This is a genomic window from Agrobacterium sp. K11, assembly GCF_059429395.1.
Genome location: NZ_JCAHRB010000010.1, coordinates 95,320 through 121,179 on the forward strand (window position 1 = coordinate 95,320; position 25,860 = coordinate 121,179).

Annotated in this window: 26 protein-coding genes and 1 riboswitch; of the genes, 17 read left to right on the forward strand and 9 right to left on the reverse strand. The window is 59.1% G+C overall.

All coding sequences use genetic code 11. The features are described 5' to 3' along the window. Positions 1-16: 16 nt before the first annotated feature. Positions 17-1,003, reverse strand: a complete 987-nt coding sequence (locus tag AC5SEO_RS18755) for an NADPH:quinone reductase (RefSeq protein WP_013637530.1) — start codon at positions 1,001-1,003, stop codon at positions 17-19. Between the two features lie 108 nt (positions 1,004-1,111). Between AC5SEO_RS18755 and AC5SEO_RS18760 the strand changes: the two genes are divergently transcribed. Then, positions 1,112-1,441: a winged helix-turn-helix transcriptional regulator gene (locus AC5SEO_RS18760; RefSeq protein ID WP_003517048.1), complete on the forward strand. Its 330-nt coding sequence runs from the start codon at positions 1,112-1,114 to the stop codon at positions 1,439-1,441. Positions 1,442-1,454: 13 nt separating this feature from the next. Here AC5SEO_RS18760 and AC5SEO_RS18765 read toward each other — a convergent pair whose 3' ends face one another. Then, a complete protein-coding gene (locus AC5SEO_RS18765; protein WP_013637529.1) occupies positions 1,455-2,336 on the reverse strand; it encodes a LysR family transcriptional regulator in 882 nt (293 codons plus the stop codon). Positions 2,337-2,474: 138 nt separating this feature from the next. On the opposite strand from AC5SEO_RS18765, the gene AC5SEO_RS18770 reads away from it, so the two are divergent. The 4 genes from AC5SEO_RS18770 to AC5SEO_RS18785 all read left to right on the forward strand — a co-directional run bounded on the left by AC5SEO_RS18770 (position 2,475) and on the right by AC5SEO_RS18785 (position 8,042). Then, positions 2,475-3,050 carry an isochorismatase family protein gene (locus AC5SEO_RS18770; protein ID WP_003517050.1) on the forward strand — a complete coding sequence of 192 codons (576 nt, stop codon included), beginning with the start codon at positions 2,475-2,477 and terminating at the stop codon, positions 3,048-3,050. Between the two features lie 67 nt (positions 3,051-3,117). After that, positions 3,118-3,867, forward strand: coding sequence for a pirin family protein (locus AC5SEO_RS18775; protein ID WP_003517051.1), 750 nt, complete (start codon positions 3,118-3,120; stop codon positions 3,865-3,867). Positions 3,868-4,456: 589 nt separating this feature from the next. After that, a complete protein-coding gene (locus tag AC5SEO_RS18780) occupies positions 4,457-5,965 on the forward strand; it encodes an ATPase domain-containing protein (RefSeq protein WP_035200817.1) in 1,509 nt (502 codons plus the stop codon). Continuing rightward, positions 5,907-8,042, forward strand: coding sequence for a hybrid sensor histidine kinase/response regulator (locus AC5SEO_RS18785; RefSeq protein ID WP_050923895.1), 2,136 nt, complete (start codon positions 5,907-5,909; stop codon positions 8,040-8,042). Before AC5SEO_RS18780 ends, AC5SEO_RS18785 begins: the two co-directional genes overlap by 59 nt. 333 nt (positions 8,043-8,375) lie before the next feature. Here AC5SEO_RS18785 and AC5SEO_RS18790 read toward each other — a convergent pair whose 3' ends face one another. Together AC5SEO_RS18790 and AC5SEO_RS18795 are read right to left on the reverse strand one after the other, a co-directional pair. Further along, complete coding sequence (locus tag AC5SEO_RS18790; protein WP_003517054.1) at positions 8,376-9,632, reverse strand: MgtC/SapB family protein; 1,257 nt, start codon at positions 9,630-9,632, stop codon at positions 8,376-8,378. Between the two features lie 338 nt (positions 9,633-9,970). Next, positions 9,971-10,855 (reverse strand): LysR family transcriptional regulator, encoded by an 885-nt coding sequence (locus AC5SEO_RS18795; protein WP_003517057.1) that lies wholly within the window; start codon positions 10,853-10,855, stop codon positions 9,971-9,973. 117 nt (positions 10,856-10,972) lie between these two features. Between AC5SEO_RS18795 and AC5SEO_RS18800 the strand changes: the two genes are divergently transcribed. The 4 genes from AC5SEO_RS18800 (at position 10,973) to AC5SEO_RS18815 (ending at position 13,356) form a co-directional block, all read left to right on the forward strand. Then, a complete protein-coding gene (locus AC5SEO_RS18800; RefSeq protein WP_013637024.1) occupies positions 10,973-11,434 on the forward strand; it encodes a VOC family protein in 462 nt (153 codons plus the stop codon). 62 nt (positions 11,435-11,496) lie between these two features. Then, a complete protein-coding gene (locus tag AC5SEO_RS18805) occupies positions 11,497-12,162 on the forward strand; it encodes an SDR family NAD(P)-dependent oxidoreductase (protein ID WP_013637025.1) in 666 nt (221 codons plus the stop codon). 1 nt (position 12,163) lies between these two features. After that, positions 12,164-12,469 carry a putative quinol monooxygenase gene (locus AC5SEO_RS18810; RefSeq protein WP_035200823.1) on the forward strand — a complete coding sequence of 102 codons (306 nt, stop codon included), beginning with the start codon at positions 12,164-12,166 and terminating at the stop codon, positions 12,467-12,469. A 50-nt stretch (positions 12,470-12,519) separates the two neighbouring features. Then, the gene (locus AC5SEO_RS18815) at positions 12,520-13,356 is read left to right on the forward strand and encodes an oxidoreductase (protein WP_495363926.1); all 837 of its coding nucleotides are present in this window, start codon (positions 12,520-12,522) and stop codon (positions 13,354-13,356) included. A 41-nt stretch (positions 13,357-13,397) separates the two neighbouring features. On the opposite strand, the gene AC5SEO_RS18820 is transcribed toward AC5SEO_RS18815, so the two are convergent. Next, complete coding sequence (locus AC5SEO_RS18820) at positions 13,398-13,604, reverse strand: hypothetical protein (RefSeq protein ID WP_003517068.1); 207 nt, start codon at positions 13,602-13,604, stop codon at positions 13,398-13,400. Between the two features lie 295 nt (positions 13,605-13,899). Here AC5SEO_RS18820 and AC5SEO_RS18825 point away from each other — a divergent pair, with 295 nt between their 5' ends. From AC5SEO_RS18825 to ribB, 5 genes are all read left to right on the forward strand, one after another. Beyond that, the gene (locus tag AC5SEO_RS18825; RefSeq protein ID WP_065687622.1) at positions 13,900-14,304 is read left to right on the forward strand and encodes an OsmC family protein; all 405 of its coding nucleotides are present in this window, start codon (positions 13,900-13,902) and stop codon (positions 14,302-14,304) included. Beyond that, entirely contained in the window at positions 14,301-14,936 is a 636-nt protein-coding gene (locus tag AC5SEO_RS18830) for a VIT1/CCC1 transporter family protein (protein WP_495363927.1), read from the forward strand. Before AC5SEO_RS18825 ends, AC5SEO_RS18830 begins: the two co-directional genes overlap by 4 nt. Before the next feature lie 149 nt (positions 14,937-15,085). After that, positions 15,086-15,475, forward strand: a complete 390-nt coding sequence (locus AC5SEO_RS18835; protein WP_495363928.1) for a DUF302 domain-containing protein — start codon at positions 15,086-15,088, stop codon at positions 15,473-15,475. 106 nt (positions 15,476-15,581) lie between these two features. Continuing rightward, positions 15,582-15,908, forward strand: a complete 327-nt coding sequence (locus tag AC5SEO_RS18840; RefSeq protein ID WP_139104335.1) for a hypothetical protein — start codon at positions 15,582-15,584, stop codon at positions 15,906-15,908. Between the two features lie 667 nt (positions 15,909-16,575). Further along, a riboswitch (FMN riboswitch) is annotated at positions 16,576-16,725 on the forward strand. Positions 16,726-16,844: 119 nt separating this feature from the next. Continuing rightward, a complete protein-coding gene (ribB, locus tag AC5SEO_RS18845) occupies positions 16,845-17,486 on the forward strand; it encodes a 3,4-dihydroxy-2-butanone-4-phosphate synthase (protein WP_035200834.1) in 642 nt (213 codons plus the stop codon). A 121-nt stretch (positions 17,487-17,607) separates the two neighbouring features. Here ribB and AC5SEO_RS18850 read toward each other — a convergent pair whose 3' ends face one another. The 4 genes from AC5SEO_RS18850 to AC5SEO_RS18865 all read right to left on the reverse strand — a co-directional run bounded on the left by AC5SEO_RS18850 (position 17,608) and on the right by AC5SEO_RS18865 (position 22,053). Next, complete coding sequence (locus tag AC5SEO_RS18850) at positions 17,608-18,396, reverse strand: SDR family oxidoreductase (RefSeq protein ID WP_003517081.1); 789 nt, start codon at positions 18,394-18,396, stop codon at positions 17,608-17,610. A 15-nt stretch (positions 18,397-18,411) separates the two neighbouring features. Then, positions 18,412-19,890, reverse strand: coding sequence for a sugar ABC transporter ATP-binding protein (locus tag AC5SEO_RS18855; RefSeq protein WP_019565851.1), 1,479 nt, complete (start codon positions 19,888-19,890; stop codon positions 18,412-18,414). A 120-nt stretch (positions 19,891-20,010) separates the two neighbouring features. Continuing rightward, positions 20,011-20,940 (reverse strand): sugar ABC transporter substrate-binding protein, encoded by a 930-nt coding sequence (locus AC5SEO_RS18860; RefSeq protein ID WP_309510138.1) that lies wholly within the window; start codon positions 20,938-20,940, stop codon positions 20,011-20,013. A gap of 132 nt (positions 20,941-21,072) precedes the next feature. Continuing rightward, on the reverse strand, positions 21,073-22,053 hold the full coding sequence (locus tag AC5SEO_RS18865) for an ABC transporter permease (protein ID WP_003517084.1): 981 nt from the start codon (positions 22,051-22,053) through the stop codon (positions 21,073-21,075). A gap of 439 nt (positions 22,054-22,492) precedes the next feature. Between AC5SEO_RS18865 and AC5SEO_RS18870 the strand changes: the two genes are divergently transcribed. The 3 genes from AC5SEO_RS18870 to AC5SEO_RS18880 all read left to right on the forward strand — a co-directional run bounded on the left by AC5SEO_RS18870 (position 22,493) and on the right by AC5SEO_RS18880 (position 25,843). Next, positions 22,493-23,302 (forward strand): transketolase, encoded by an 810-nt coding sequence (locus AC5SEO_RS18870; RefSeq protein WP_025591632.1) that lies wholly within the window; start codon positions 22,493-22,495, stop codon positions 23,300-23,302. Beyond that, positions 23,302-24,258: a transketolase family protein gene (locus AC5SEO_RS18875; protein ID WP_112179074.1), complete on the forward strand. Its 957-nt coding sequence runs from the start codon at positions 23,302-23,304 to the stop codon at positions 24,256-24,258. The genes AC5SEO_RS18870 and AC5SEO_RS18875 overlap by 1 nt, the downstream gene beginning before the upstream one ends. Positions 24,259-24,373: 115 nt before the next feature. Beyond that, the gene (locus AC5SEO_RS18880; protein WP_112179072.1) at positions 24,374-25,843 is read left to right on the forward strand and encodes an FGGY family carbohydrate kinase; all 1,470 of its coding nucleotides are present in this window, start codon (positions 24,374-24,376) and stop codon (positions 25,841-25,843) included. The last annotated feature ends 17 nt before the right edge of the window (positions 25,844-25,860 follow it).

Here is a 25,860-nt window from a genome sequence, read left to right on the forward strand (position 1 = left end):
GGGCGCAGCGGGCAGATCAAAAACCAATCAGAATCTTGCCAATGGCCTTGCCGCTTTCCTGCAGTTCATGGGCCTCGGCAATCTGATCAAGCCCGAGCGTTACGGCGATCTTGGGAACGTAGGCTCCCGAAGCCGCGCAGGCCGAGACTTCCTCGACAGCATCGCGCATCGCTGTTTCCGGCATCGTATAGACGTAGACGAAACGGAAAGAAAAGCCACCAACGAGCGCCGGAAAGAACGGGATCGAGAGCCTGGCTTGCGGCGATCCCGTGGAGTAAGCCGACACGCCCCCGTCACGCGCAAGGCAGGCGATTGCCGTGTCGATGTTGGCGGAGATGTCCACGTCGACAATACGGTCGACGCCGTGACCATCGGTCGCCGACCTTATTTTCACAGCAACATCACCGGCATGCCTGTTGACGACGAGATCGGCTCCGGCTGCGCGGGCAACGTCTGCCTGTTCGTCGCGGCTCACCGTTGCCGCCACCCACGCCCCTGCCCACTTTGCAAGAAGAATGGCGGCGTTACCGACCGCACCGGCGCCACCGTGCACGAGAACCCGCTTACCTCGCAGGTTTGTATCGGCAAACAGGCATCGATGCGCCGTCATCGCGGGGACGCCGAACGACGCACCGACCCCGAAGGGGACGTTGTCGGCCAGCCTGACTGCCTGCCTCGACGGCACCACGACGAATTCCGCAGCCGTCCCGAACGCCCTCCCCGTCTGGGCCATGTAGACCCACACCCGCTCGCCTATACGTTCCTGCGACACGCCGGGGCCGACACTGTCGATGACGCCCGACCCGTCCTGATGCGGAACGATTCTGGGAAATGGCATGGCCTTACCGCCGAAGCCGACACGCGTCTTGATGTCCGAAGGATTGATGCCCGAGACCACGATCCTGACCCGGACTTCCCCCGCCCCGGGCTGGGGATCGGGAAGCTCTCCAACGGTCAATACTTCTCTCGCAGTTCCTTGCCGTTCGTAGAACGCAGCTCGCATAACACACCTCTCCTAAATGTGGCTTCCATCTGGGCGTGACACAGGCAAACTTGCAAGTAGGCAACAGTTTTGCCTATAGGAATAAAAAGTACACTAATGGAGAACTGAATGGCTGTTGGCCCAAAATGCCCGGTAGAAGTTACCGTCGATGTCACGGGCGGCAAGTGGAAGCCGATGATCATCTATCGTCTACTCGACGGTCCGTACCGGTTTGGAGAGCTGCGCCGCCTGGTCGGCGATCCGAGCCAGCGCTCGCTCACGATGCAGCTCCGCGAACTCGAGGCCGACGGGATCGTGAGCCGCGAGGTCTTCGCCGAGGTCCCTCCGCGCGTCGAATATTCCCTCACCGAATTCGGAAAAACGCTGGCCCCCGTGCTGATGGCGATGCGCGACTGGGGAGTTTCCTTCCAAGGTCGCTGTCAATCCACGAAGGCATGACCGGTCGTCCGCGTCAGGGACCGGGCTTTGCCGCGAAGCGCTGCACGAAGAAGTCGATTAGCACTCTGACCTTCCGGGACACGTGCGATCCTGGCGGACGCACGATGTAAACGCCGATCTCCGGCAGGCCGTAGTCCGACATAATCGGCACAAGGGTCCCTGCGGCAACATAGCTTTCCGCGATCACAACCGGCAGTGCAGCGATGCCCAGTCCGGCTGCCGTCCCTTCGGCAATGCCAAGGGCACTATCCGCCTTGAACCTTCCCTGCGCATTGATGACGATGGTTCGGCTGCCATCGGACACCTTCCAGCTCTCGGTGCCCTGCAGGATCGCCTGATGGTCAAGCAGATCGGAAGGCTTTCGCGGGACGCCATGCTTCCGGAGGTATTCGGGGTTGGCAAACAATCCAGCCGCGAATGCACCGATCTTCCTCGCCGTCAGGTTCGAGTCCTGCAGATAACCGACACGTATCCCGCAATCAAAGCCTTCCGCCACCAGATCGACGTAACGGTCGCTGTAGTGCGCATGGAGCTGCAAGAGCGGATGCTGGCGGGCCAGTTCGGCGAGCGCTGGCGCAAAATGCCGCGGACCGAAGGATGACGGAACGGCGACGCGCAGCCGTCCCCGAAGCTCCCCGGTCGGCGCAATCTCCTCGCGCGCAACCTCCATTTCCAGGCACATGCGCGCGGCATGCTCGCGAAACGACGCTCCAGCCTCCGTCAGCGATGCACCTCGTGTGGTCCGGGCGAGGAGCTGGACGCCCAGCTCGCTCTCTAGACGAACGAGGCGACGGCTGACGATGGATTTCGGCAATCCGAGACGTCGCGCCGCAACCGTGATCCCGCCGCCATCGGCGACCTCAACGAAAGTCTGCATATCTTCGAAGCTGACCATTATTGCGTTCCATTTTCCGTTCCACAGAGTGGCTCATCCTAGAGCTACCGTGCCGTCTATCGCAACGCTAAATTCCACTCATCGAGCGGACCTAAATCCAACCCGACAGCCGCCGACAACGCAAAAAGGAATACGACAATGCATAAGGACGTCTTTACTCCCGAGAATTCCGCCATGCTGCTGATCGACCATCAGATCGGCACGATGGCCTGGACCCACTCCCACGACATCAACCTAGTCAAGCAGAACGCACTCAAGCTCGCCCGGATCGCCAAAGCCGCCAACATCCCGACCATCCTGACGTCCAGCATGGAAGAACAAATCCAGGGGCCGCTGATTCCGGAACTCAAGGAAATCCTGCCCGAGGCGTTCGAAGCCCGCATCAAGCGCCCGGGTATCGTCAACGCCATGCACCACGACGGCTTCAACCAGGCCGTCAAGGCGATCGGCCGCAACAAGCTGTTCGTCGCAGGCGTGACCACGGAAATCTGCGTCACCTTTCCGGTCCTCCAGATGCTTGACGAAGGTTACGAGGTGCAGGTCTCGGCGGACGCATCCGCCTCTTACACCAAATACGGCGACGATATCGCCCTGAGGCGCATGGAAAAGGCAGGCGCAATTATCACCACTGTCGACCAGATCATCTCGGAACTCGCCGTCGACTGGACGAGCCCGCTCGGCCAGAAGCTCGTCGGTATCCTGAACTACCACTGACAGCGCAAGTCGCTGCGTTCGGCGCGGGCGATTGTCGCCCGCGCCCGAGATCGAAGGAAACAGTCCAATGACCATCACCAAAATCCCTGCAGGACGTATGCGCGGCAATATAGGCCAGGGCTTCGGCGTCGAGATCATGTATCCGGGGCTGTCACTGACAACCGACGACAGCGGGATCGGTCCCATCGGCAGGATTGACCGCGCCCAGGTTCAGCCGGGTCATCTCATAGGCATGCATCCGCACAAGGACGACGAAATACTGACCTACATGCGCGGCGGCGAGATGCTGCACCGAGACACCGTCGGAAACGAGAAAAAGCTCGACAAGACACGTTTCATGATGATGAACGCCGGCCATCACTTCCAGCATGAAGAGCTTATGCTTGGGGAAACACCCGTCCGGGCCCTACAGATTTTCCTGCGTCCTAACGCTCAAAATCTTGAGCCAATGGTGCAGTTTCATGATTTCGTCGATGAATTCAGTGACGATAGCTGGAGACTGATTGCAGGGCCACGAAAAGCGCCATTGACGGTAAGATCCGATGTCTGGGTCTTTGACGTGCGCCTCAGCGCAGGCACGACGCTGAGATTGCCAACCCCTGATAACTCCGGGTTGGCTTGCCTGCTCTTTGTCTTCAAGGGGAAAATTCGATTTGGAAACGAGACGGTCTCCGACGGAGAGAGCGTGTTCGTGACCTCGTTCGAACAACATCCAACGGCATTGACCGAGACCGATATCGTCTTGTTCTCGTTCGATACTGACGTCCAGGTATATCGTGGCGGCATGTTCAGCGGCAACCAGAAACGGGGCCGCTGAAGTCGTTCTTCGAGCGGCGCAAACGTGAACCAGGGGCTTTCTCGCGCCAAGTCTCTTCCAACGTTTCGGTGTCACCCACCGATGGTGTTTTTATGCATAGCAAAGGGCACCACTAGGTCGGCACCATCGCCAGCGCCTTCCGTGACCACCCTCGATGAACGGAAGAGCAGTTCTGGCTAATCGTCGCTACCATCCCAATCTTCATAGCGATCGCTGGTGCGGATCACGAAGACCGTGGCGTCCGAGTGGACACAAAGCGCGTGCCATTGAAAACACGCAACTGAGGAGGGTTTGCTTCAGTGCTTAAGGTTGATCCAGTCTTCGGAAGAAGAACCTTCTTCCCCGGGGACGCAATCGAGATCATGCTGTTTGTGACCTGACCTCCGCAGATTACTCCCGAAAGAGCCACGCGTACCCGGCGAAGTCAGCTTCCGGCCTGTGCAAATTACGGTGCCAACCGTCGCCAAACGCTGCGCGCTGCGGCGCTGAGGCGGGCGCCATCGGCAGTCCGGGCTCAGACACTCCCGCCGCTACGCCCTTGATTCTCCTGAGGTCGCGCCCTAGATGTTTTAGAAAGTCCGGAGGAAACATGCATCAGGTTTTAAGTCAAAAAGCAGAAACTGGCGTCAAGGGACTGGATGATGTTCTTTCCGGTGGCTTTACGCGCAGGCATGTCTTTTTACTTGAGGGCTCTCCAGGGACGGGCAAAACAACGATTGCTTTGCAGTTCCTTATTGAAGGAGAAATACGCGGCGAGCGCTGCCTTTACATCAGCCTGTCGGAAACGGACGAAGAATTGCGCGATTGCGCCAGATCGCATGGCATGGAGATTGGTAGCGGGATCGAGATATTTGAACTCGTCCCCCCGGAAAGCCTTCTCGACGCCGAGCAACAGCAAAGCCTGCTCTACTCCTCAGATCTCGAGTTGGGTGAAACGACAAAACTGATTTTCCAAGCCTTTGAGCGGATCAAACCCCAGCGCGTCGTAATTGATAGCCTCTCTGAAATTCGCCTTCTAGCGCAGAGTTCGTTGCGATACCGCAGACAAATCCTCGCATTGAAACACTTCTTCGCTCGCTCCGATGCAACGGTGCTGCTGCTTGATGACATGACGTCGGAAAATTTTGACAAGACGGTCCATAGCGTAGTCCACGGTGTCATTCATCTCGAACAGCTTGCTCCCGATTACGGCTCCGAGCGGCGTCGGTTGAGAGTGATCAAGTATCGCGGTCAGTCGTTTCGCGGCGGCTATCATGATTTCACTATCAAGACTGGTGGCGTTGCAGTTTTTCCGCGCCTTCGCGCGATTGAGCACAGAACCGAATTCGAACGAACGACCCTGTCGAGCGGTCTTTCCCAATTCGACGGCCTTCTCGGTGGGGGCGTGGAGCGTGGATCAAGCACTCTCCTCATCGGCCCTGCTGGAACCGGAAAGAGCCTGTTTGCTCTGCAGTTCGTCAACGCCGCAGTCGAGCGTGGGGAAAAGGCTGCGGTCTTCATTTTCGATGAGGAACTTGGTCTCCTTTACGCACGCACCAGATCAATGGGTATCGACTTGGAGAAGCTGCAGACAGATGGGCACGTCCACATCGAGCAACTCGATGCCGCCGAACTATCACCGGGGGAATTTGCACAGCGTGTGCGCGACCGGGTATCAACTTTCGATGCCAAGACAGTGGTGATCGACAGCATCAATGGCTACCAGGCTTCCATGCCGGAAGAGAATGCTCTCATCTTGCACATGCACGAACTGCTACAGTACCTCAACAGGCAGGGAGCCAACACATTCCTGACGGTCGCCCAGCATGGCCTCGTCGGGGACATGAAATCGCCCGTCGATGTCACTTATCTGGCAGATAGCGTCATCCTTCTGAGATATTTCGAGGCGCTCGGAAAAGTGCGTCGCGCCGTATCAGTGATCAAGAAGCGCACAGGCCCTCACGAAGACACGATCCGTGAGTTCAGAATATCCGGCAACGGACTGACCCTCGGAGAACCACTTTCCGACTTCCAGGGCATCCTTCGCGGCGTTCCAAACTTTGTCGGCGATCAACACCCGCTTCTTCCTCTCAACGGGGAGGGTAGCAAGAATTCCTAACGGCGACACACGCGCACTTGTCTATGCTCCGATCGGCCGCGATGCGCAAATTGCAGCGTCACTCCTGAAGGAAGCTGGTGTATCTTCCACCACCGTGGCTGACATTGCGTCGTTTGTCGCAGGTCTGGGGGACAACATCGCCTTCGCTGTGGTGACCGAGGAGGCATTTCGTTCAGCGGACTTGAAAGGGATTTTTGCTTGGATCGCAGCGCAGCCCAGTTGGTCTGATTTGCCATTCATTATCCTGACAAACCGCGGCGGAGGACCTGAACGCAACCCGACTGCGGCGAGGCTCTCTGAGGTTCTGGGAAATGTGAGCTTTGTCGAGCGACCTTTTCATGCGACGACTTTCATAAGTGTTGCCCGGTCGGCCATGCGCGGTCGCCGGCGGCAGTTCGATGCCCGGGCCCGAATGGAAGCACTCGATGAAGGCGAGCGTCGCCTCCAGACGGCCCTTGCCGCCGGCCGGCTTGGCGCGTGGGAGCTCGATCTTGCAACCAATGAACTGACCACTTCGGCAACATGTCGATTAATTTTTGGCCGCGGTCCCGACGAAGAGTTTTCCTATGCGGACCTCTTAGCATCGGTCCATCCTGATGACTTCGAGCGCATGCAGTTGGCTGTTCGAGCAACGATCGAAACGGGCGCCGACTACGCGATAGAATACCGAACGGTCTGGAATGACGGGTCTACCCACTGGGTGGAGATCCGTGCCCAGCTCTACAGGGACCGCACTGGCAAGGCCATCAAGCTTGTTGGCGTATCGGCCGACATAACCTCACGTCTGAAAGCGGAAGAGCATCAACGGCAGTTGAATGAGGTTCTGGAAGAGCGCGTCGCGGAGCGAACGCGTGAACTGGAAGAAGCATATGCTACTGTCATGGAAGAGGTAAGCCAACGAGAACGAGCTGAGCAACACTTGCGCCAGTCCCAGAAGATGGAAGCGATCGGCCAACTCACCGGCGGCGTGGCGCACGATTTCAACAACCTCCTGATGGCCGTCCTCGGTAATCTTGAGTTGCTGCGAAAGTGCGTTGGCAATGACGCAAGGGCAATCCGCCTCATCGAGGGTGCCCAACAGGGCGCAAAACGTGGCGCTTCCCTCACCCAACGGCTTCTCGCTTTCTCGCGCAGGCAGGACCTACGCATTGACCCGGTCGATATGCGAGCGCTGGTTACCGGAATGGAAGACCTTCTGAAAAGGTCCGTCGGCTCGACCGTGGTGATCAAAACTGACGTGCCAGATCACCTTCCTCTGGTCTCGGCCGACGCCAACCAGGTCGAGCTCGCGCTCCTCAATCTCGTTGTCAATGCCCGTGATGCCATGCCTGACGGAGGCGAGATCGTTATCGGGCTGGACCATGTCCATCAGAACGTCCAGGCCGGTGAGCTTGCGGCAGGCAATTACGTCGCCCTCTCGGTCGTCGACCAGGGCCACGGAATGGATCGTGACACACTGCAAAAGGCTATCGAGCCGTTTTTTTCGACCAAGGAACTTGGAAAAGGCACCGGACTTGGTCTTTCCATGATCCATGGCCTGGCGTCCCAGTTGAAAGGCGACCTCAAGCTGACAAGCGAACTGGGTAAGGGCACAAGGGCGGAACTGTGGATCCCAATCTCGACATCCGAAATCACAAATGACTCCGCAGCGATTGAGGTCTCGGCTGGCCCGACCGCGAGCGCATCAGGACCGAAACGAATACTGCTGGTGGATGACGACCCTCTCATAGCGATGAGCTCAGCCGATATGCTGATGGACCTCGGTCACGATGTCGTTGAAGCGCATTCGGGGAAAGAGGCACTGGAACAGCTGGGAGACGGAACCGGCTTTGACCTCCTGATCACCGACTATTCAATGCCTGGTATGACCGGCGGAGATCTGGCAATTGCAGTGCGCCATATTGTCCCAAAGCTTCCGATACTCATCGCCTCGGGCTATGCAGAACTGCCGCCTGGAGTTGATCTTGACGTTTCCCGGCTCGGCAAGCCTTATACGCAGGATCAGCTTGAGCGGGAGCTTCATAAGCTGTTCAACGATCCAATCCTGACAGGCCACGTTGTCAGGAATGGACAGTAATATGAGGATGGTGGCGCAAGCGGTTTAACTTACCGACCAAATATCGGTGAGAATGCGTTTAACGGGCTTCGGTCATGAGCACACAAGCGTGAAGTAGACCGAGCCTACGTATTCCATACTGGCTGGCGGTTATGTTCTGCCGCGAAAGAAGCGGAACACATGTCCGCACCAAACTCAGAAGTCATATCAGAAGAATTCTCTTGTGCACCCGGAGGCTTCCACAAATCTCCTCAAGCACAGGCTTGGACTATCCAGGACCAGTCATCTTTCTAACACCCGGCAATGAATCAGTGTCCCTTCCTATGACTGACTCAACATCCCTAGTTTGCAGGATCACGAGAAATCGGTGACAAAGAAGACGGCCGCGCCAATTCCCGCTGCAAGCAACGTCGCTCCGGAAAGGGGAAGCCAAAATCGACTGGGTCCGGCGACCATTGCCAGTGAAAGGCGTCCAGCCCCGTTTGCGACTATTGCCATGAGGATAGCCTCTCCTACCTGACCTGTCGAAATGATAGCACCATCGAGGCGGATTGCACTCAGCACGGCAACATCGACATCGAACACGCCAGACAGAGCAGAACTCGCAAGAACACTGACTGACCCAAATCGCTCGACCAAGGCCGCGCTGAGCGTTGAAACAACCGCGAAACCTGCAGCAAATATCAGCAACTGCATAAGGTCAAAAGGATTGCGGGGGAGCGAGCTCTCGTCGGCCTTCTGCGCGTGCCCGAACGAAAGCAATAGCAAACCGCACAGGCCAAATGCCAACGCTGCAGCAATCGCCGATGGCGCAATTATCTTTAGCAAATCAGGTTTCAGCAGAGCGACTACGATGCAGACACGGATAATCGAGACCATTGCTGCAAGCGAAGCCCCGCCCGCCAGTGGAAAGGCATTCATTACACCATGTGCGCTTTTCGCCAAGGCGACGGTGACCGATGTCGATGAGATAATGCCGCCCGACAGTCCAGTGATAAGGGTACCCTTCGTCGGTCCAAGCATGCGGACAGCAATGTAGCCGAGATAGGACAGTGCGGCCGTCAGGACGGTGAACAGCCAAACCTCGTGTGGATTTAATCCACCCCACGGATCAATGGTCCGGTTCGGCAGCAGCGGCAGTACGATTGTGGTCATCCCAGCCAGGAGGACCGCCGACCTGACTTCAGGCCATGTCAACCGCTTCAGCAGAGAATGGAGGATTTCCCTGCTGGCCAGAAGCCCTGCCAAAGCTGCTCCACCAGCGGCGGCCACTTTGTAATCACCGACAACAGCGAGTGCACCCAATGCGAAGACACACAGCGCCGCAATTACGACCGTGACGCTGAAATCTTCGTCCTGACTCGCCTTCCAAAACTGGAACCAGCCGACTAATGCACCCAACACTGAAAATCCAATAACAAGCATCCAGGGAGCCCCAGACAGTTGGGAGAGAGCTGCGATCACAGCGCCGAGCAGTCCCGTGATTGAGAACGTTCTTATGCCGGCAACACGCTTGCCTTCCAGTTCGTCGCGTTCACGCCAGCCCCGTTCCAACCCGACCAGCAGCCCTATGGCGATAGCGACGCCAAACCTAAGCATCAGCTCTGTCATGTCATCACCTGTCCGGTCATCTGTGTGGCAGCCAACTGAAAGCCTCGCAGCTACCCCAACCTTAAACACAGATGCCAGTTTCCTGCATGACTTTCTCGCGTTGCTCTTGCATCACGTAAAGCCATTGGGCACCCAAGAAACCTTGTCCCTCATGAACGCTGGTACCCGTCTTGATCGCAAGCGTGCCATCAGCGAAAAACCTGTCAATGTCGAGCGAAGCTTCCTCAGAAGTGCCGAATTAACATTCCCCACTTCACGAGTGGCCACCAATCTCGCCTTAGTTCGCTCGACGAGGTTTAGCGCCTTCATAGAAATCGAACCGTCGGGCTGCAGTCCCTTCACACACGCAGCGCATCAATGACGGCGCGCAGGCCGGCCGACAGGTATTTCCGCGTCGGGTAATAGAGATAGAGCCAGTCCTCGGGCGCACTCCAGGATGCCAGGCATTCGACCAGGCTGCCGCTCTGGACATAGGAACGCGCGCGCTCTTCCCAGACGTAAGCCAGCCCCACGCCCGAAAGTGCCGCCTCGACCATCAGTTCATGGTCATCGAGCGACAGAGATCCGGTCGGCTCGAATTCGATGATCTTGCCAGCGCGGCTGAACTCCCAAGGGTAGGGTTTGCCGCTTGGATAAATATTGCGGATGCAGACATGGCCACGCAGATCATCCGGGGTTTTAGGAAGCGGATAACGTTCGAAATAGCTTGTTGAGCCCACGACGGCAAACCGAAGCCGCGGTTTGATCTTCACAGCCGTCATGCCATCGCGCAGACTTTCTCCAAGACGGATGCCGGCATCGAACCCCTCCTCCACAATGTCGACAAGCCGGTCGGTAGCGACGATTTCCAGCTGAAGCCCGGGATTTTCTGCAATCAGAGGACCGATGACTGACCGGAATACGAACGGTGCGACCGAATTGGGCGCATTGATGCGAACCTTGCCAAAAGGCGTATCGCGAAACTGGTTGAGGGCATCGAGCGCCGAGCCGATCTCGCCGAAGGCGGGCGACAGTTGCGCAAGCAACATTGCCCCGGCATCAGTCAGCGACACGCTGCGGGTCGTTCGATTGAGCAGACGAATGCCGACGCGTGCCTCGAGATTACCCACCGCATGGCTGATCGCCGAGGCCGTCACCCCGCGCTCTTCACCGGCACGGCGAAAGTTGCGGTGACGGGCGACCGCATCGAAGGCCGCGAGTTCAGAGAGATCCGTACTGCGCATTGTCAAATCTCACTCATCATTGAGAGGAAGATTATCTCTCTAATCCTGATCGTTGAAAAGGTCCAGATTTCTCCTCGCAAACCGGCGCTTGTGCCGGACCACACAGGAGATAGGACAATGGCCGACTTCATTCCTCCCGCCCACAACACTGCATCACCCTTTGCCGACATGCGCGGTCATCACGTTGCCGTCCGCACGCCGGACCTCGAAACCGCAAAGCGCTGGTATGTCGAGAAACTCGACTTCCGTGTCGTTGCCGAATGGGACTACGCCGACGAACAATTGGCCTATCTCGCACCCGCGACTGACGACCATTTCTATGTGGAAATCCTGGGTGGCGGCGATCCGGCGCCGGCGGAGGTCCGCCCTTATACCGATCTCGGCGATAGCCTCAAATATGCCGGCTACCACCATTTCTGCCTGAATGTCGCAAGCGTCGACGCCACTGTCGAGGAATTGCGGGCGCGCGGCGTCACCATCGTGACCGAGCCGTTCGAGCTTTTGGCAATCAGCCGCCGCCTCGCCTTCTTCTGCGATCCCTTCGGCAATCTGATCGAGCTGGCGGAAGTCCTGCCGTGACCCTTTCTCACCCGGCTGGCCGTCACGGCATCGCGATGGCCAGCACATCAGGAGAATATCCCATGACGAACTCCATCATGATTATCGGCGCCGGCCCCGGCATCGGGCAGGCTGTTGCGGAGAAATTCGGGCGGGAAGGCTGGCATGTCGTGCTCACCGCTCGCAATGCCGATCGTCTCACCGGTCTGTCCAGAACCCTTTCCGGGCAAGGTCTCCACGTCTCGACTTTGCAAGCTGATGCGACCGACCCGATCGCACTGCGCAAGGCGGTCGCCGAGGGCGACCGCATGTCCGGCGGGCTGACGGCGGTCCTTTTCAATGCCGCGTTCGTGCGTGAACAGGATCTGTTCAGCATGCGCGACGATGAGGTCACGGACGACCTCGCCACCAATGTCGCTGCCGGCCTTCACACGATCCGGGCATCCGTTGAGTTGTTCGGTGCCCGCGGCGGTACGATTCTGGTTACAGGTGGCGGCCTCGCCGTCTCACCCCATGCCGGCTATGCCAGTCTCGGCCTTGGCAAGGCGGCCCTTAGAAATGTCGTCGAAGGTCTGGCCGGCCCTCTCGCCGAACGCGGCATCCGCATCGCGGTGGCGACAATCGCCACACTCGTCGGCCCCGGATCGACAGAGGCGAGAGAGGCAGCCGACACAATCTGGACGCTGGCGACGGACCCGACCGCAGGGTGGGAAGCCGTTTACCCCGCAGACGCCTTCAAGGGAGACTGACATGACCGAAACATTGACTTTGATTGCCAGGCTGACGGCCAAGCCGGACTGTGCCGCGACGCTTGGCGAAGCGTTGCAGGCTCTGGTCTTACCGACCCGCGCCGAGGGGGGATCGATCGACTATCACCTGCACCGCGACAACCATGATCCCAGCGTCTGGATTCTCTATGAGAACTGGCGATCGCGCGCTGATCTCGATGCGCATTTTGAGCAGCCCTACACCAAAGCCGTCATGGCGCGCTTTCCGGAGCTGCTGGCCCGCGACATGGAATTGACATTCTGCACCATGACATCGCCGCGCCCTTGAGCCCTCGGCCCAACGCTTTCCCCATCAATCCAGCATCAAGGAACACCCTCATGAAAATCTGGTTCATCACTGGCGCCTCGCGCGGCTTTGGCGCCCTCGTCACCACACGCGCTCTTGCACAGGGCGACGCCGTCGTCGCCACCGCCCGTAATCCGAAGGCGATCACCGAGCGGTTCGGCGAACACCCCAACCTGCTTCCGGTCGTCCTCGACGTGACCGACGACAAACAGGCGAGCGCAGCCGTGAAGGCAGCGATCGAGCGCTTCGGCCGCATCGATATCCTGCTCAACAATGCTGGGTTCGGATTGATGGGTGCCGTCGAAGAAGCAACCGTGGCTGAGGTCGAGGCTGTATACCGCACCAACGTCTTTGGTCTCCTCAACGTGACCCGCGCCGTTCTGCCCTTCATGCGCCGGGCTCGTTCCGGCCGCATCCTGAATATCTCGTCGATCGGCGGCTATCGCGGCGCAGCAGGTTTCGGGGTCTACTCCTCGACGAAATTTGCCGTCGAGGGGCTGAGCGAAGCCCTGCATGACGAACTGGCGCCGCTTGGCATCCATGTCACCGTCATCGAGCCGGGTTATTTCCGGACCGACTTCCTCGACGGTTCGTCCTTGTCGGTGAGCGGCAATATCATTGGCGACTACGAAGCGACCGCTGGCAAGGTCCGCACGATAGCGGCCGGTCTCAGCCACAACCAGCCGGGCAACCCTCAAAAACTGGCAGAGGTCCTGATCGCCTTCGCTGACGCCCCCAATCCGCCGGTCCGCCTCCCGCTCGGTAGTGATACCGTCGCAGCGATCGAAAAGAAGCATGCACAGGACAACGCCATTCTCTCCGAATGGCGCACCGTCTCGGTCTCGACCGACTTCCCCGTTGACTCATAACGACGTGGGTCTGATTAATTTCATCCGATGGGAGGTCGCTTTCAGGCCTCCCATTGAAAGGATACGAACCGTCTGAGCGCGAGCGCCGTCGTCGCGACGCTGAACAGCATCATCGCGCGTACGATAATAATGATCACACGGGTAGGCCTGGCGCAACATGCAAACCTCCAGCCGGTGTTGGGTCGGGTCAGCAGGTGGACGGGCACGCCGATTGTCGCCACCGGGATCGGCATGATGCTGATCCTCATCTTCTCAACCGCCATACCGCCGTAGGGGCCGGCGAACTGACCTCGTGAGACACACTGGCTCCGTTTGCAACTGTAAATTTGGTGCTGATCTGCATCAAGTGGCTAGAGCTTGTCTCGCCTGCCGAGGTCTTAGTCTGCCCCAACTGCATATCCTATGCTGTCCTTGCAGCGAGCCTCATGATCTTGGTGGTGGACGGTCTTCCCTTGTCTTGACGTCGATCAAGTCCCGCATGAGGTCAGATGATACGGTGTCTCTCGTGTTCCTCCAAGAGGGTCACATGAGGGAGGACTTGCGATGCTTGAATACAGAATCTTGGCACGGCGGATTGATCCCAGCGAGAGCGTGGCGCGCACAGAGAATGCAGATATCAGGCTTGCTACCGGACTGACCGGCCCGGTCGACGCCTTCAATCCGGCCGAACTGTTGCTGGCGTCGATTGCAGCCTGCATGATCAAGGGGATCGAGCGCGTCCTGCCCCTCCTCGATTTCTCTCTCGATGGTGTCGAAGTGATGCTTCATGCCGTCCGGCAGGATGATCTGCCGCGTATCGTCTCCATCGACTACGAACTCTTGGTCGATACTGAGGAGAGCGAACAGCGGCTCGAACTCCTGCACAAGAACGTCCGCAAATACGGTACGATCTCCAACACCATCGCTCTCGCAGCTCGCCTTGATGGCGTCATCCGGAGGGCTTTATGAGGAGCCTTCACAGCGAAACGCATCTCGTTTCCCGGATAGGATGGCTGCGAGCGGCCGTTCTCGGCGCCAATGACGGCATCGTGTCGACCGCAAGCCTGATCGTCGGGGTCGCAGCCTCTGCGGCGGGGAGTTCCGAGATTCTGATCGCCGGCATCGCAGGACTTGTGGCAGGGGCCATGTCGATGGCGGCGGGCGAATATGTCTCGGTAAGCTCCCAGGCGGACACCGAGCAGGCCGATCTCAACCGCGAACGACTGGAGCTTGAGAGCCAACCCAATCTGGAGCGAGAAGAATTGGCGCAACTTTATGCCAGACGCGGTGTCGATATCGATCTGGCCAGAAGGGTGGCCGAGCAGTTGATGCAGAAGGATGCGCTTGAGGCGCATGCCCGCGAAGAACTCGGCATCTCCGAGATCACCACTGCGAGACCGATCGTGGCTGCCCTGACATCGGCGCTGACCTTTGCTGTCGGTGCCACGATGCCGCTCGCAATGGTGTGGCTGGCGCCGGCAGACCAACTTGTCTGGCTCGTCTCGGCTGCTTCGCTGTTGTTTCTCGCGCTGCTTGGAGCCATCGGCGCCAAGGCTGGCGGGGCAGACGTGATGAAAGCCACAATCCGGGTCACCTTCTGAGGTGCCTTTGCCATGGCGCTGACGGCAGGCATTGGCGCGCTGGTGGGCACCGCCGTCTAGGAGGTGCGCGACCCTCAGAGGATATACTCCGGTGTGGGTCCAACACCGGCAACAAGATCGGCATGCGCCGGTCGCCAGGGAGTGAGATCATGGCCTATACACTCGATAAGACAATCAAAGGCATGCCATTTGACGCTGTGGTCGCAGCCACGAGGGAGGCCCTGTCGACCAAAGGATTCGGTGTGCTAACCGAAATCGATGTGCGAGCGACAATGAAGAAGAAGCTCGACGTCGATATAGCTGACTATCTCATTCTCGGCGCCTGCAATCCGATGATGGCGCTTGAGGCGATGAAGATGGAGCCCAGGGTCGGCGCCATGCTGCCCTGCAATGTGATCGTGCGATCGCTGGAGGAAGGGACCATCATGGTCAGCGCCATCGATCCCGTCGCCTCGATGCAAGCGATCGACAATCCCCACCTCAAGACGGTCGCTGGCCAGGTGAGGTGTCTGCTGCAAGACGCCGTCTCCGCGATCTGAGGCATTGGTTCCCCTGCACTGTCGCAGGCTGCCTGAGCGGGTCTTGATTGCGCCCGGCTTGTGGCGGTGTCTCCGATTTCGCGCTCAGGTCTCCAGGGCACGCCAGATGTTGCGGATGATTGCACAGCGTGGCTTGTCTTCTGCCGCCAAACGCAGCTCGGCCTGGAGGTCCTGGCTCGTTTTGTGTGAGACAAATGACCAGTCCCCAAACGATCCGAACGATCACCAGCGCAACAACGAGGTCAGGGTAGAATCCCAAATGGCCAAAAGCTGTTTCGATCGCGTTTGCAAAAAAATGGCCGGCGGTCGCCACGACTATCCCCCAGACCAAAGCACTGACCAGATTGATAGTGAAAAAACCAAAGGGGGACACACCGGAAAGACGGGTGATGACAGCACTTACCATCCGAAAGCCGAATATGAAACGGAATGAAAAGATGAGAGCGTCAGGGTGAGCGACCAAAAGTGCCTTCACTTGCTCGGCGTGAGGCGCATGCATTGCTCGGTTCCCGAATGGAAACGATTGGCGTAACGACCAGCATAAAACAGGGTCTGGTAACCTATCCACGAACCGCAACTGCAGCGGCCGCAACTTCCTAATAAGGCATCATGCCTTGACATTGCACTTGATAAGGACGCTGCGCTCATTTGGGAAAAGCTAATGGCGCAAGGAAAGGCAGTGGGCAGCCCGCGAAGCGGCTTGGACACAATCGTGGCTGCCATTGCTCAATCCAATAGCTGCTTGTTCACCAATAATGAGCGAGATTTTTACATGATCGAAATCATCAATCCTCGTCGAGGAAAGGCACGCTGAAAGACTTGGGAGATCTAGTGCCTCGAGTTCGCTTCCTCAGAACAGCTCAACTCATTGAACAGCCTTCCTTTTGGATCGACCGCGACGCAGCCTACCAAATGCTTCTCGTCGCCGAACTTGCAATTGCGCTACCCATAACCGCCACCGTCCGGTCTCTTACCCCAGACAATTCTTATTCCGAAATGAAATACCCGGTCTCGAATATAATCGGGATATCCGTTTCGCGCGCGCGGAGCCTGTCAAAATATTGCCGCTTGCTTCCTCCCCATTTGATAACTTATGTTGGCAATGTTCTCAGGGCGGGGTGTAATTCCCCACCGGCGGTATCGGGATATTCCCGGAGCCCGCGAGCGCTTCCGGTCTCCAAAGCCGGAAGGTCAGCAGATCCGGTGAGAGGCCGGAGCCGACGGTATAGTCCGGATGGAAGAGGACAAGGCAAAAGACGCCCGCATGCAGCGGGCTTCGCATTGCATTGTTCGCCCAAGGGATATTTGGCGCTTCTTGAAGCGCGAAAATGCCGCAAAACGGCATAACCCTTGAAAGGCTTGAAAGAAAATGACCATTGCTAAAATTGAAGACGCAATCGAAGCCATATCCCGTGGCGAGATGGTAATTGTCGTTGACGACGAAGACCGCGAAAACGAAGGCGATATCATCGCCGCGTCCGACAGCATAACCCCGCAGCAGATCGCATTCATGATGAACCATGCGCGCGGGCTGATCTGCGTCGCCATGCCGGGAGAGCGCCTCGACGCGCTCGACATTCCGCTGATGGTGTCGCGCAATACCGAATCCCTTAAGACAGCCTTCACCGTCTCCGTGGACTATATTCCCGGCACCACGACAGGCATTTCCGCTGCCGACCGGGCAAAGACCGTGCGTGCGCTGGTGTCGGAAGGCTCGCGTCCCGAAGACTTCGCCCGCCCCGGCCATATCTTCCCGCTACGCGCCAACCCTGAAGGCGTGCTCGGCCGCACCGGCCACACGGAAGCCGCCGTCGATCTGTGCCGCCTGGCGGGCAAGTACCCCTGCGGCACCATCTGCGAAGTCGCCAATGACGACGGCACCATGGCCCGCCTGCCCCAGCTCGAAATCTTCGCCGAACGCCACGGTCTGCTCGTCGTGACGATCAAGGACCTCGTTGCCTATCTGAAGGGCGAGGTTGTCGAGGAAGTGGCGCAGAAGCAGGTTGCCTAGTCTTCACGCGCCTGTGCGGTGAATAAAAAACGCCCGGCGAAAGCCGGGCGTAAAATCAAAAGGCAGACCACCTTACCTCTTGCACGTGGTCATCAATTCGGGCGGCGCTGCCGCGCAAACCCTACCAGCAGCAGAACCCGCCATCTACCAAAAGGTCCACGCCCGTCACGAAGCTCGCCGCATCTGACAGCAGGAAGATCGCCGGGCCGACCATTTCATCGACGCCCGCCATGCGCTGCATCGGGGTCTGCTCTTCGAACAGTTTCGTCTGGTGCACCATTTCCGGCCGCGTGTTCATCGGCGTCGCGGTGTAACCCGGCGAGATGGTGTTGACGCGGATGCCGCGCCCCACCCATTCCATCGCCATGGATTTGGACATGTGGATGACGCCAGCCTTAGATGCATTGTAGTGGCACTGCATCAGGCCGCGATTGACGATGACGCCGGACATGGAGGCAATGTTGACGATTGCGCCGCGACCGTTCTTCAGCATGGCATTGGCTTGCGCCTGGCAGGAGAGGAACACACCCTTCAGGTTGATGTCCATCATCGTCTGGAACTGGCTTTCCTCCATTTCCTCGGCAGGATTGGCGTTCGCGATGCCGGCGGCGTTGACGGCAAGCGAGAGAGCACCGAGTTCGGCCTGCGTGCGTGCTACCGCTTCGCTCAGCGCCTGCTTGCTGGTGACATCGGCGGCGATTTGGATCGACTTGCGACCAGCCCTGGCAATGAAATCGGCCGTCTGCGCCAGGCCGTCATCGGTGCGGCGGTCAAGCAGCGCGACATCGGCACCGGACTGGGCAAGCCCCATGGCGATCCGCTGGCCGATGCCGGAACCGGCACCGGTGACGAACGCCACCTGGCCGGAAAGATCGAAGAGTTTCGGCGCGTTGAGCGTGATGGTGGACATTCTCTATTTCCTTCTTCAGATGGTTGCCAGTTCCATGACCGAGACGTCGTTGGCCTCGTCGCGATTGAGGATTCCGGCCTGTTTTCCCTGCGCAAGAACGAGGATACGGTTTGAAACGCCCAGCACCTCTTCCAGATCGGAACTGACGACGATGACGGCAACGCCGCTTTTGGCCAGACCGACGATAATATCGTAAATGCCAGCCCGCGCGCCGACATCGATGCCGCGCGTCGGCTCGTCCAGCACAACCACGCGCGGGTTACGTGCAAGCCATTTGGCGATGACGACCTTCTGCTGGTTGCCGCCGGAGAGATCCGAGGCAGGCTGTTCGCTGCGGCCCTTCACGCCGAATTTGGCAATTGCCTCCTTCGTAAAAGCACGCTTGATGCTAGGCGTTATCCAGCCGGTGCCGACACGGTCGAGATTGGCGTAGATCAGGTTCTCACCGATCTCATGCTCGACAACCAGCCCCTGAAGCTTGCGGTCTTCCGGCACCATGACGATGCCCTTCGCAATCGCATCCGCCGGGCTTTTCAGCGTCAGCACCTGTCCATCGAGCAAAACCTCGCCCGCACTGGTCGGATCGGCACCGGAAATGGCACGCACCAGTTCGGTACGCCCCGCGCCGATCAGCCCGGCAATTCCAAGAATTTCGCCTGCACGGACGCCGAAACTGATGTCGCGGAAAGAATTGCCCGTGCCAGTCAGCCCCTTGACCTCCAGCACCGTTTTTTCCTGCGGTTCGGGCAGCGCCGGGAACAGGCGTTCCAGCGACCGGCCGACCATGCTTTCGACGATGGTGCGCACAGGTGTCGCGCTGTCTTCAAATTCATGCACCCGCTCACCGTCGCGCAGCACGACGATGCGGTCGGTGATCTGCCTGATCTCTTCCATGCGGTGGGAAATATAGATGATGCCCACGCCCTCTGCGCGCAGCTTGCGAACCTGCTCGAACAGGGCCTGGGTTTCCGCACCGCCAAGGGCCGCCGTCGGCTCGTCGAGGATCAGGAGCTTGGCATCAAGCGCCAGCGCCTTGGCGATTTCGATCAGTTGCTGGTTCGCGGTCGAAAGGCCCGCCACCTTACGGGTTGCGGGAATATGCAGATTGAGACGCGCCAACTGCTGCTGCGCCCTCCGTACCATTTCGGCGCGGTCGACGATGCCGTTCTTCATCGGCCAGCGGCCGATAAAGACGTTTTCAGCGATGGAGAGCTCCGGCAGAAGCTTCAGCTCCTGATGGATGAGTACAATGCCCTTGTCTATCGCCTCACGCGGCGAAGCGGGTGTATAGGGCTGGCCAAGCCAGGTCATCTTTCCTTCGGACGGCTCGCGGGAACCGGCGATGATGCCTGACAGGGTGGACTTGCCCGCCCCGTTTTCACCCAGCAACGCCACGACTTCACCCGGATAGACGTCGAGATCGACGCTTTTCAGAACCTCGAGCGGGCCGTAACGTTTGCTGATGCCACGGAGCGAAAGAACCGGCTCGCGCATGACGGGACCTCCTGGGAAACACGCGTGGCAGCGATGCGCCACGGCTTTGCGTCCGAATTGCCTGAAAACGAACAGATGACGCCCCCGCGCATCCGGATGGAGTGCGCGGGGGCGGATGTATCAGGGATGATTGGCAATGAAGCCGTCGACGTTTTCCTTCGTCGTCAGCGTCGCCTCGGAGAGCTGCACGGCCGGAACCTTCTCGCCGCCGACGATCTTGACGGCCATCTCGACAGCCGTGCGGCCCATCTTCTGGGTCTGCTGCGTCGCTGTCACGTCAAAGACGCCGTTCTTCAGCGCCTCAAGCGCTGCCGTGTCGCCATCGAAGCCGCCAACGACGATCTTCTGCGAAGGGTTGGCGACCTTGATCGCCTGTGCCGCGCCGAGCGCCAGACCGTCTGCCTGGGCAAAGACGATGGAAACATCAGGATTGGCCTGCAGCATGTTCTGCATGATCTGGAAGCCTTCATCCTGGCTCCACATGTTGGACCACTGTTCGGCAACGATCTTCACGCCGGAATTGGCCTTGACCGATTCCATGCAGCCCTTGGTGCGGTCGACTTCCGGTGTCGTGCCCTTCTGGCCATGAATGATGACCATCTTGCCCGAGCCGCCTGCCTGCTTGATGATGTAGTCGCAGACCGACTTGGCGGAAGCGACGGAATCGGTTGCGAGGAAGGTATCGCCCGGTGCGCCGTCGGCATTGCGGTCGACGTTGATGACGGGCACACCGGCCGCCTTGGCAAGCTTGACCGGAACGGTCGCCGCAGCGGCACCAGCCGGAATATAGATCAGCGCGTCGATGTTCTGCGTCAGGAGATCCTGGATCTGGTTGACCTGCGTCGGACCGTCGCCCTTGGCATCGACGGTGACAACGGTGATGCCGCGCGTCTTGGCTTCGGCTTCGACGGCCTGCTTGATCTGGTTGAAGAAGTTCGCCTGAAGATTGGCAACGGCAAGGCCGATCTTCTTGACTTCGGCGGCGTTGGCCGGACCGAGCGACAGGGCGAGAAGGGCGGCGGATGTCAGCAGAATGCGTGAAAATTTCATGATTATTCCTCCATTTGTTGATTTTTGACCTTCGGGCAGATCAAACCTCCTCCCCTTCGGCCGCTTTTCACGCCTCCCATACCGGGAGGGTCGTCTATTGCGCGGACGGCTCATCGCCCTCCGCAGGCAAATTCAGCTTCTGCGCCGGCGCAATGTTTCAGCGCCCACGGCCAGCACGATAACCACACCGATGATGACCTGTTGCAGAAAGGGTGAAACATTGAGCAGGTTGAGGCCGTTGCGCAGCACGCCGATGATGAGCACGCCGATCAGCGTTCCGCCGATGCCGCCGGCACCGCCCGAAAGCGAGGTCCCGCCGATGACGACAGCCGCGATCGTATCCAGCTCGTAGCCAAAACCGCTGGAGGGCTGCACCGAGTCAAGACGGGCTGCAAGAACGATACCCGCCAGACCGGCAAGAACCGCACAGGCAACATAGACGCAGATCGTCACCAAGGCGACGTTGATGCCGGCAAGTCGCGCCACTTCCGGGTTGCCGCCAACCGCATATACGGTGCGGCCTTCGGAGCGGAAGCGCAGGAAAAGAAACGACACCAGAACAACGACCAGCATCAGCAGCACGGTCGCCGTCAGTACGCCGAAATGGCGGTCGATGGCCAGCATCATGAACCAGTCAGGGAAACCGACGATCTGCTGACCGTCCGTGATCATATTGGCAAGGCCGCGCGCCACCGACATCATGGCAAGCGTCGCGATGAAGGCCGGAACCCGGAAGGCGGTGACGAGAACGCCGACGACAAGGCCGCAGGCTGCGGATGCGATGAGCGCCAGCATGATGGCCATGCCCATGGGCATGCCCGCGACATTGGCTGTCCAGCCCATGATCATCATCGAAAGCGCCAGCACCGAACCGACGGACAGATCGATGCCGCCGAGCAGAATGACGAAGGTCATGCCAACGGCCATGATGCCGAGCACGGTGATCTGGTCGAGGATGTTGAGACCGTTTCGAAGCGACAGAAAATTTTCGCTGGTGAAGGTCAGGAAGACACACAGCAGCAGCAGGCCCAAAAGAGGTCCGGTCGCACCGCTTAGCCAGGCAAGCGGGCTTCTGGTGTGCGTAACCCCCTCATTGCGTTCAAGCACGGACATGGCTCCTCCAAGTGGCTATCTTGCATTTTTTTAAACCGATTAGAATAATTATTCATGCTCGGTGAAACATGCATAAGCCAGTTGAGAGAAACTTGTCAATAGGCTTGGAGGGCGGGACGGGCCTTGCGGGTGATGGGATCGCTGCACACCTGCGCCTCCCATCCCGTTCCGGTGCACATCGCAGGAATCAAGCGCAAGCGCGCCTGCGTGGCAAGGAGAGCCCTTTCAGCCAAAGGACTTGGGCTAAGCAGATTCCCGTGACGAGCCCAGGAATGAGGCTGGGACGTGCGCTTCATCAGTGGTGCAAATGAAGCGGCAGAAATAATCGGCACGGATTGAAACAGGACAATTCACAATTCCAGCTTGACAGAAACGCCACGTCTGCAATTATATAAGCAGCTGTATAAATATTCACACGCATGTTTTTGAAGAGGATCCCATGCAGCCCACAGAGCTAGAGCGCATTGCGCGCCAGATTCGCCTTCGCGACGTCCAGGCTGTTTTCGAAGCGGGTGCCGGCCATATCGGCGGAGAAATGTCGGCGATCGACATCATGACCGCCCTTTATTTCCGCGTATTGCGCATCTGGCCGGAAGAACCGAAGAACCCTGCCCGCGACCGTTTCGTGCTGTCGAAAGGCCACACCGCCTGCGCGCTTTATGTGACGCTCGCCAAACGTGGCTTTATCCCGGAAGAGGAAATCTCGACCTTCCTGCAACCCAATTCCCGCCTCAATGGCCACCCCAACTGTAACAAGGTACCGGGGGTCGAGACCAATACCGGCCCGCTTGGCCACGGGCTTCCAGTTGCCGTCGGAATGGCCAAGGCGGCCAAGCTTTCGGGAGCGGATTACCATACCTATGTCATGACCGGTGATGGCGAGATGCAGGAGGGCTCCAACTGGGAAGCCATCATGTCCGCAGCGCAGTTCGAGCTTAACAATCTGACGCTTATCATCGACCATAACCGTTTCCAGCAGGGTGCTGCGATCTCGGAAACCAACGACGTCGCGCCGCTTCGCCCGAAGCTTGAAGCATTCGGCTGGGAGGTGAGCGAAATCAACGGCAACGCGATGGAAGAGATCGTCCCGGCGCTCGAACATCGCAGCGAGCGCCCGCATTGCATCGTTGCGCACACCAATAAGGGTCACGGCATTTCATTCATGCAGGACCGCGTCGACTGGCACCACAAGGTTCCAAGCAAGGAACAATACGAAATTGCCGTCAAAGAACTTTCGGAGGCATTGTAATGAACGCGCCCGTAACCACCGCCAAACTCTATGATTGCCGCGACGCCTTCGCCGAAACGCTGGAAGCGCTGGCCGCTGCAAACGACAGGGTCGTGGCCGTCTGCAACGATTCAGTCGGCTCCTCGAAGCTCGGCGGCTTCAAGTCGAAATTCCCCGAGCGCCTCGTCAATGTCGGCATTGCCGAACAGAACATGGTGGGCGTCGGCGCCGGCCTTGCCAATGGCGGCCAGCTTCCCTTCGTCTGCGGCGCATCTTGTTTTCTGACCGGTCGCGCGCTGGAACAGATTAAGGCAGACCTCGCCTATTCCAACGCCAATGTGAAGCTCATCGGCATCTCCTCGGGCATGGCCTATGGCGAACTGGGTCCGACGCATCACTCGATCGAGGATTTCGCCTGGACCCGCGTTCTGCCAAACCTGCCGGTGATTGCCCCCTGCGACCGCATCGAAACGGCCGCCGCCGTCAAATGGGCCGCGGACTATGCCGGCCCCTGCTTCCTGCGCCTGTCGCGCGTCGGCGTGCCGGACCTTCTTCCTGATGGCCACGTCTTTGAACTCGGCCGCGCCAACCTGCTTCGCGAAGGTTCCGACATAACGCTGATCGCCAATGGCACGCTGACACACCGCATCGTCAAGGCCGCCGATATTCTGGCCGGTCGTGGCATCAAGGCGCGTGTGCTTAACATGGCAACCGTGCGCCCGATCGACGAGGCGGCCATCATTGCCGCAGCGAAGGAAACCGGCGCAATCCTGACGGCTGAAGAACATTCGATCTTCGGCGGTCTCGGCTCTGCCATCGCCGAAGTTGTTGTCGATCATGCCCCCGTGCCGATGAAGCGCCTCGGCGTTCCGGGCGTCTTTGCCCATACCGGCTCGGCAGAATGGCTGCTCGATGAGTTTGGCATGGCACCCGCGGCCATCGCGGAGGCTGCAGCTGTACTGCTGAAGAGAAAGTAAGTCTCCTCCCAGGGTCGTCGCGTGTCTTCGGATGCGCGGCGACACCCTTTGCAATATCGTCGTTTAATCACCGCAAGGCTGAAACGAAAAAACTGCCGACGAAAGAACTCAAGTGATGCGCGCCATTCTGTCCATCGATCAGGGCACCACCAATTCCAAGGCCATTCTCGTTTCTGAAACAGGAGAATTGCTGGCGCGCGGTTCATCGCCGGTCGGCATCACCTATCCGCAGCCCGGCTGGGTGGAGCAGGATCCGAACCGTATCTGGGCCTCGGTGCGCGAAGCGATTTCCGCCTGCCTGTCTTCGGCACCCTCTGCCGTCAGCATTGAAGCCATCGCCATTTCCAACCAGCGCGAATCGGTGACGATCTGGGACGGTGAAACCGGCGAGCCGCTCGGCCCGGTCTTGAGCTGGCAATGCCGCCGCACTGCGCAGGAATGCACCGATCTCATCGGCAAGGGCCATTCCGAACGTGTCATGGCGCTGACCGGCCTGCCTATTGACCCGATGTTTCCCGGCGCCAAGATGCGCTGGCTGTTGGAGCGTGCGCCGAAGGGCCGCAGCCTTCGCCTCGGCACCATCGATAGCTGGCTGATCCACTGCCTGACCGGCGGCAAGGTGCATGCCTGCGACGCCTCCAACGCGGCCCGAAGCCAGGTGCTCGATCTCAACCGGCAGGTGTGGAGCGAAGAGCTTTGTGACCTTTTTGGCATCGACATCAACGCCCTACCCGACCCGCGCGACAGCAGCGGCGACTTCGGCGTGACATCAGGTGTTCCCGGCATCAAGGACGGCACGCCTATTCTGGCTGCCGTCGGCGACAGCCACGCCGCCCTCTTCGGCCACGGCGCCTTCAATCCCGGTGACGGCAAGGTGACGTTCGGCACCGGCTCATCGGTGATGACGACGCTGCCGCATTTCATCGCGCCAGAGCGCGGCATCACCACGACAGTTGCCTGGAGGATTCACGGCAAGCCGACTTTCGCCTTCGAGGGCAATATTCTTGTGTCTGCCGCCTCCCTGCCGTGGATGACGGACATTCTCGGCCTGCCAGATGTCGCATCTCTTGTGGAGCTTGCCGCGACCGCTGAACCAGATGGCCCCGGTTTCGTCCCGGCCTTTGTCGGCCTCGGCGCGCCCTATTGGGATTCCAATTGCCGCGCGCTATTTTCGCAGATCAATTTCAGCACAAGTCGCGCGCAGATGGCCCGCGCCGTTACCGATTCCATCGCCTTTCAGGTTTATGACGTCTTCTCGACCATGCGCGCGCAGTCGCCCTCCGGCTTCGGACAGCTGTTCGTGGATGGCGGGCCGAGCCAGAACCGTTTCCTCATGCAATGCGTCGCCGACATGCTGGACCACCCCGTCATCCAGCGTGACGCGCCGGAAGCCTCCGCGCTTGGCGCGGCCTATCTTGCCGGCCTCGCCCTCGGTCTATGGAGCGATCTCGACGCCATCGCCGCGCTCAACAGTCACGGCAACGCCATCGCGCCTTCGTCCGGTGACGGCAGGCAACGGCTTGCCGTCTGGCGCGACGCGATTGCGCGCTCGACGTTACCTGTGACGTCGGGTAAGGGTGAATAAAAATTCACCCTGGAGGG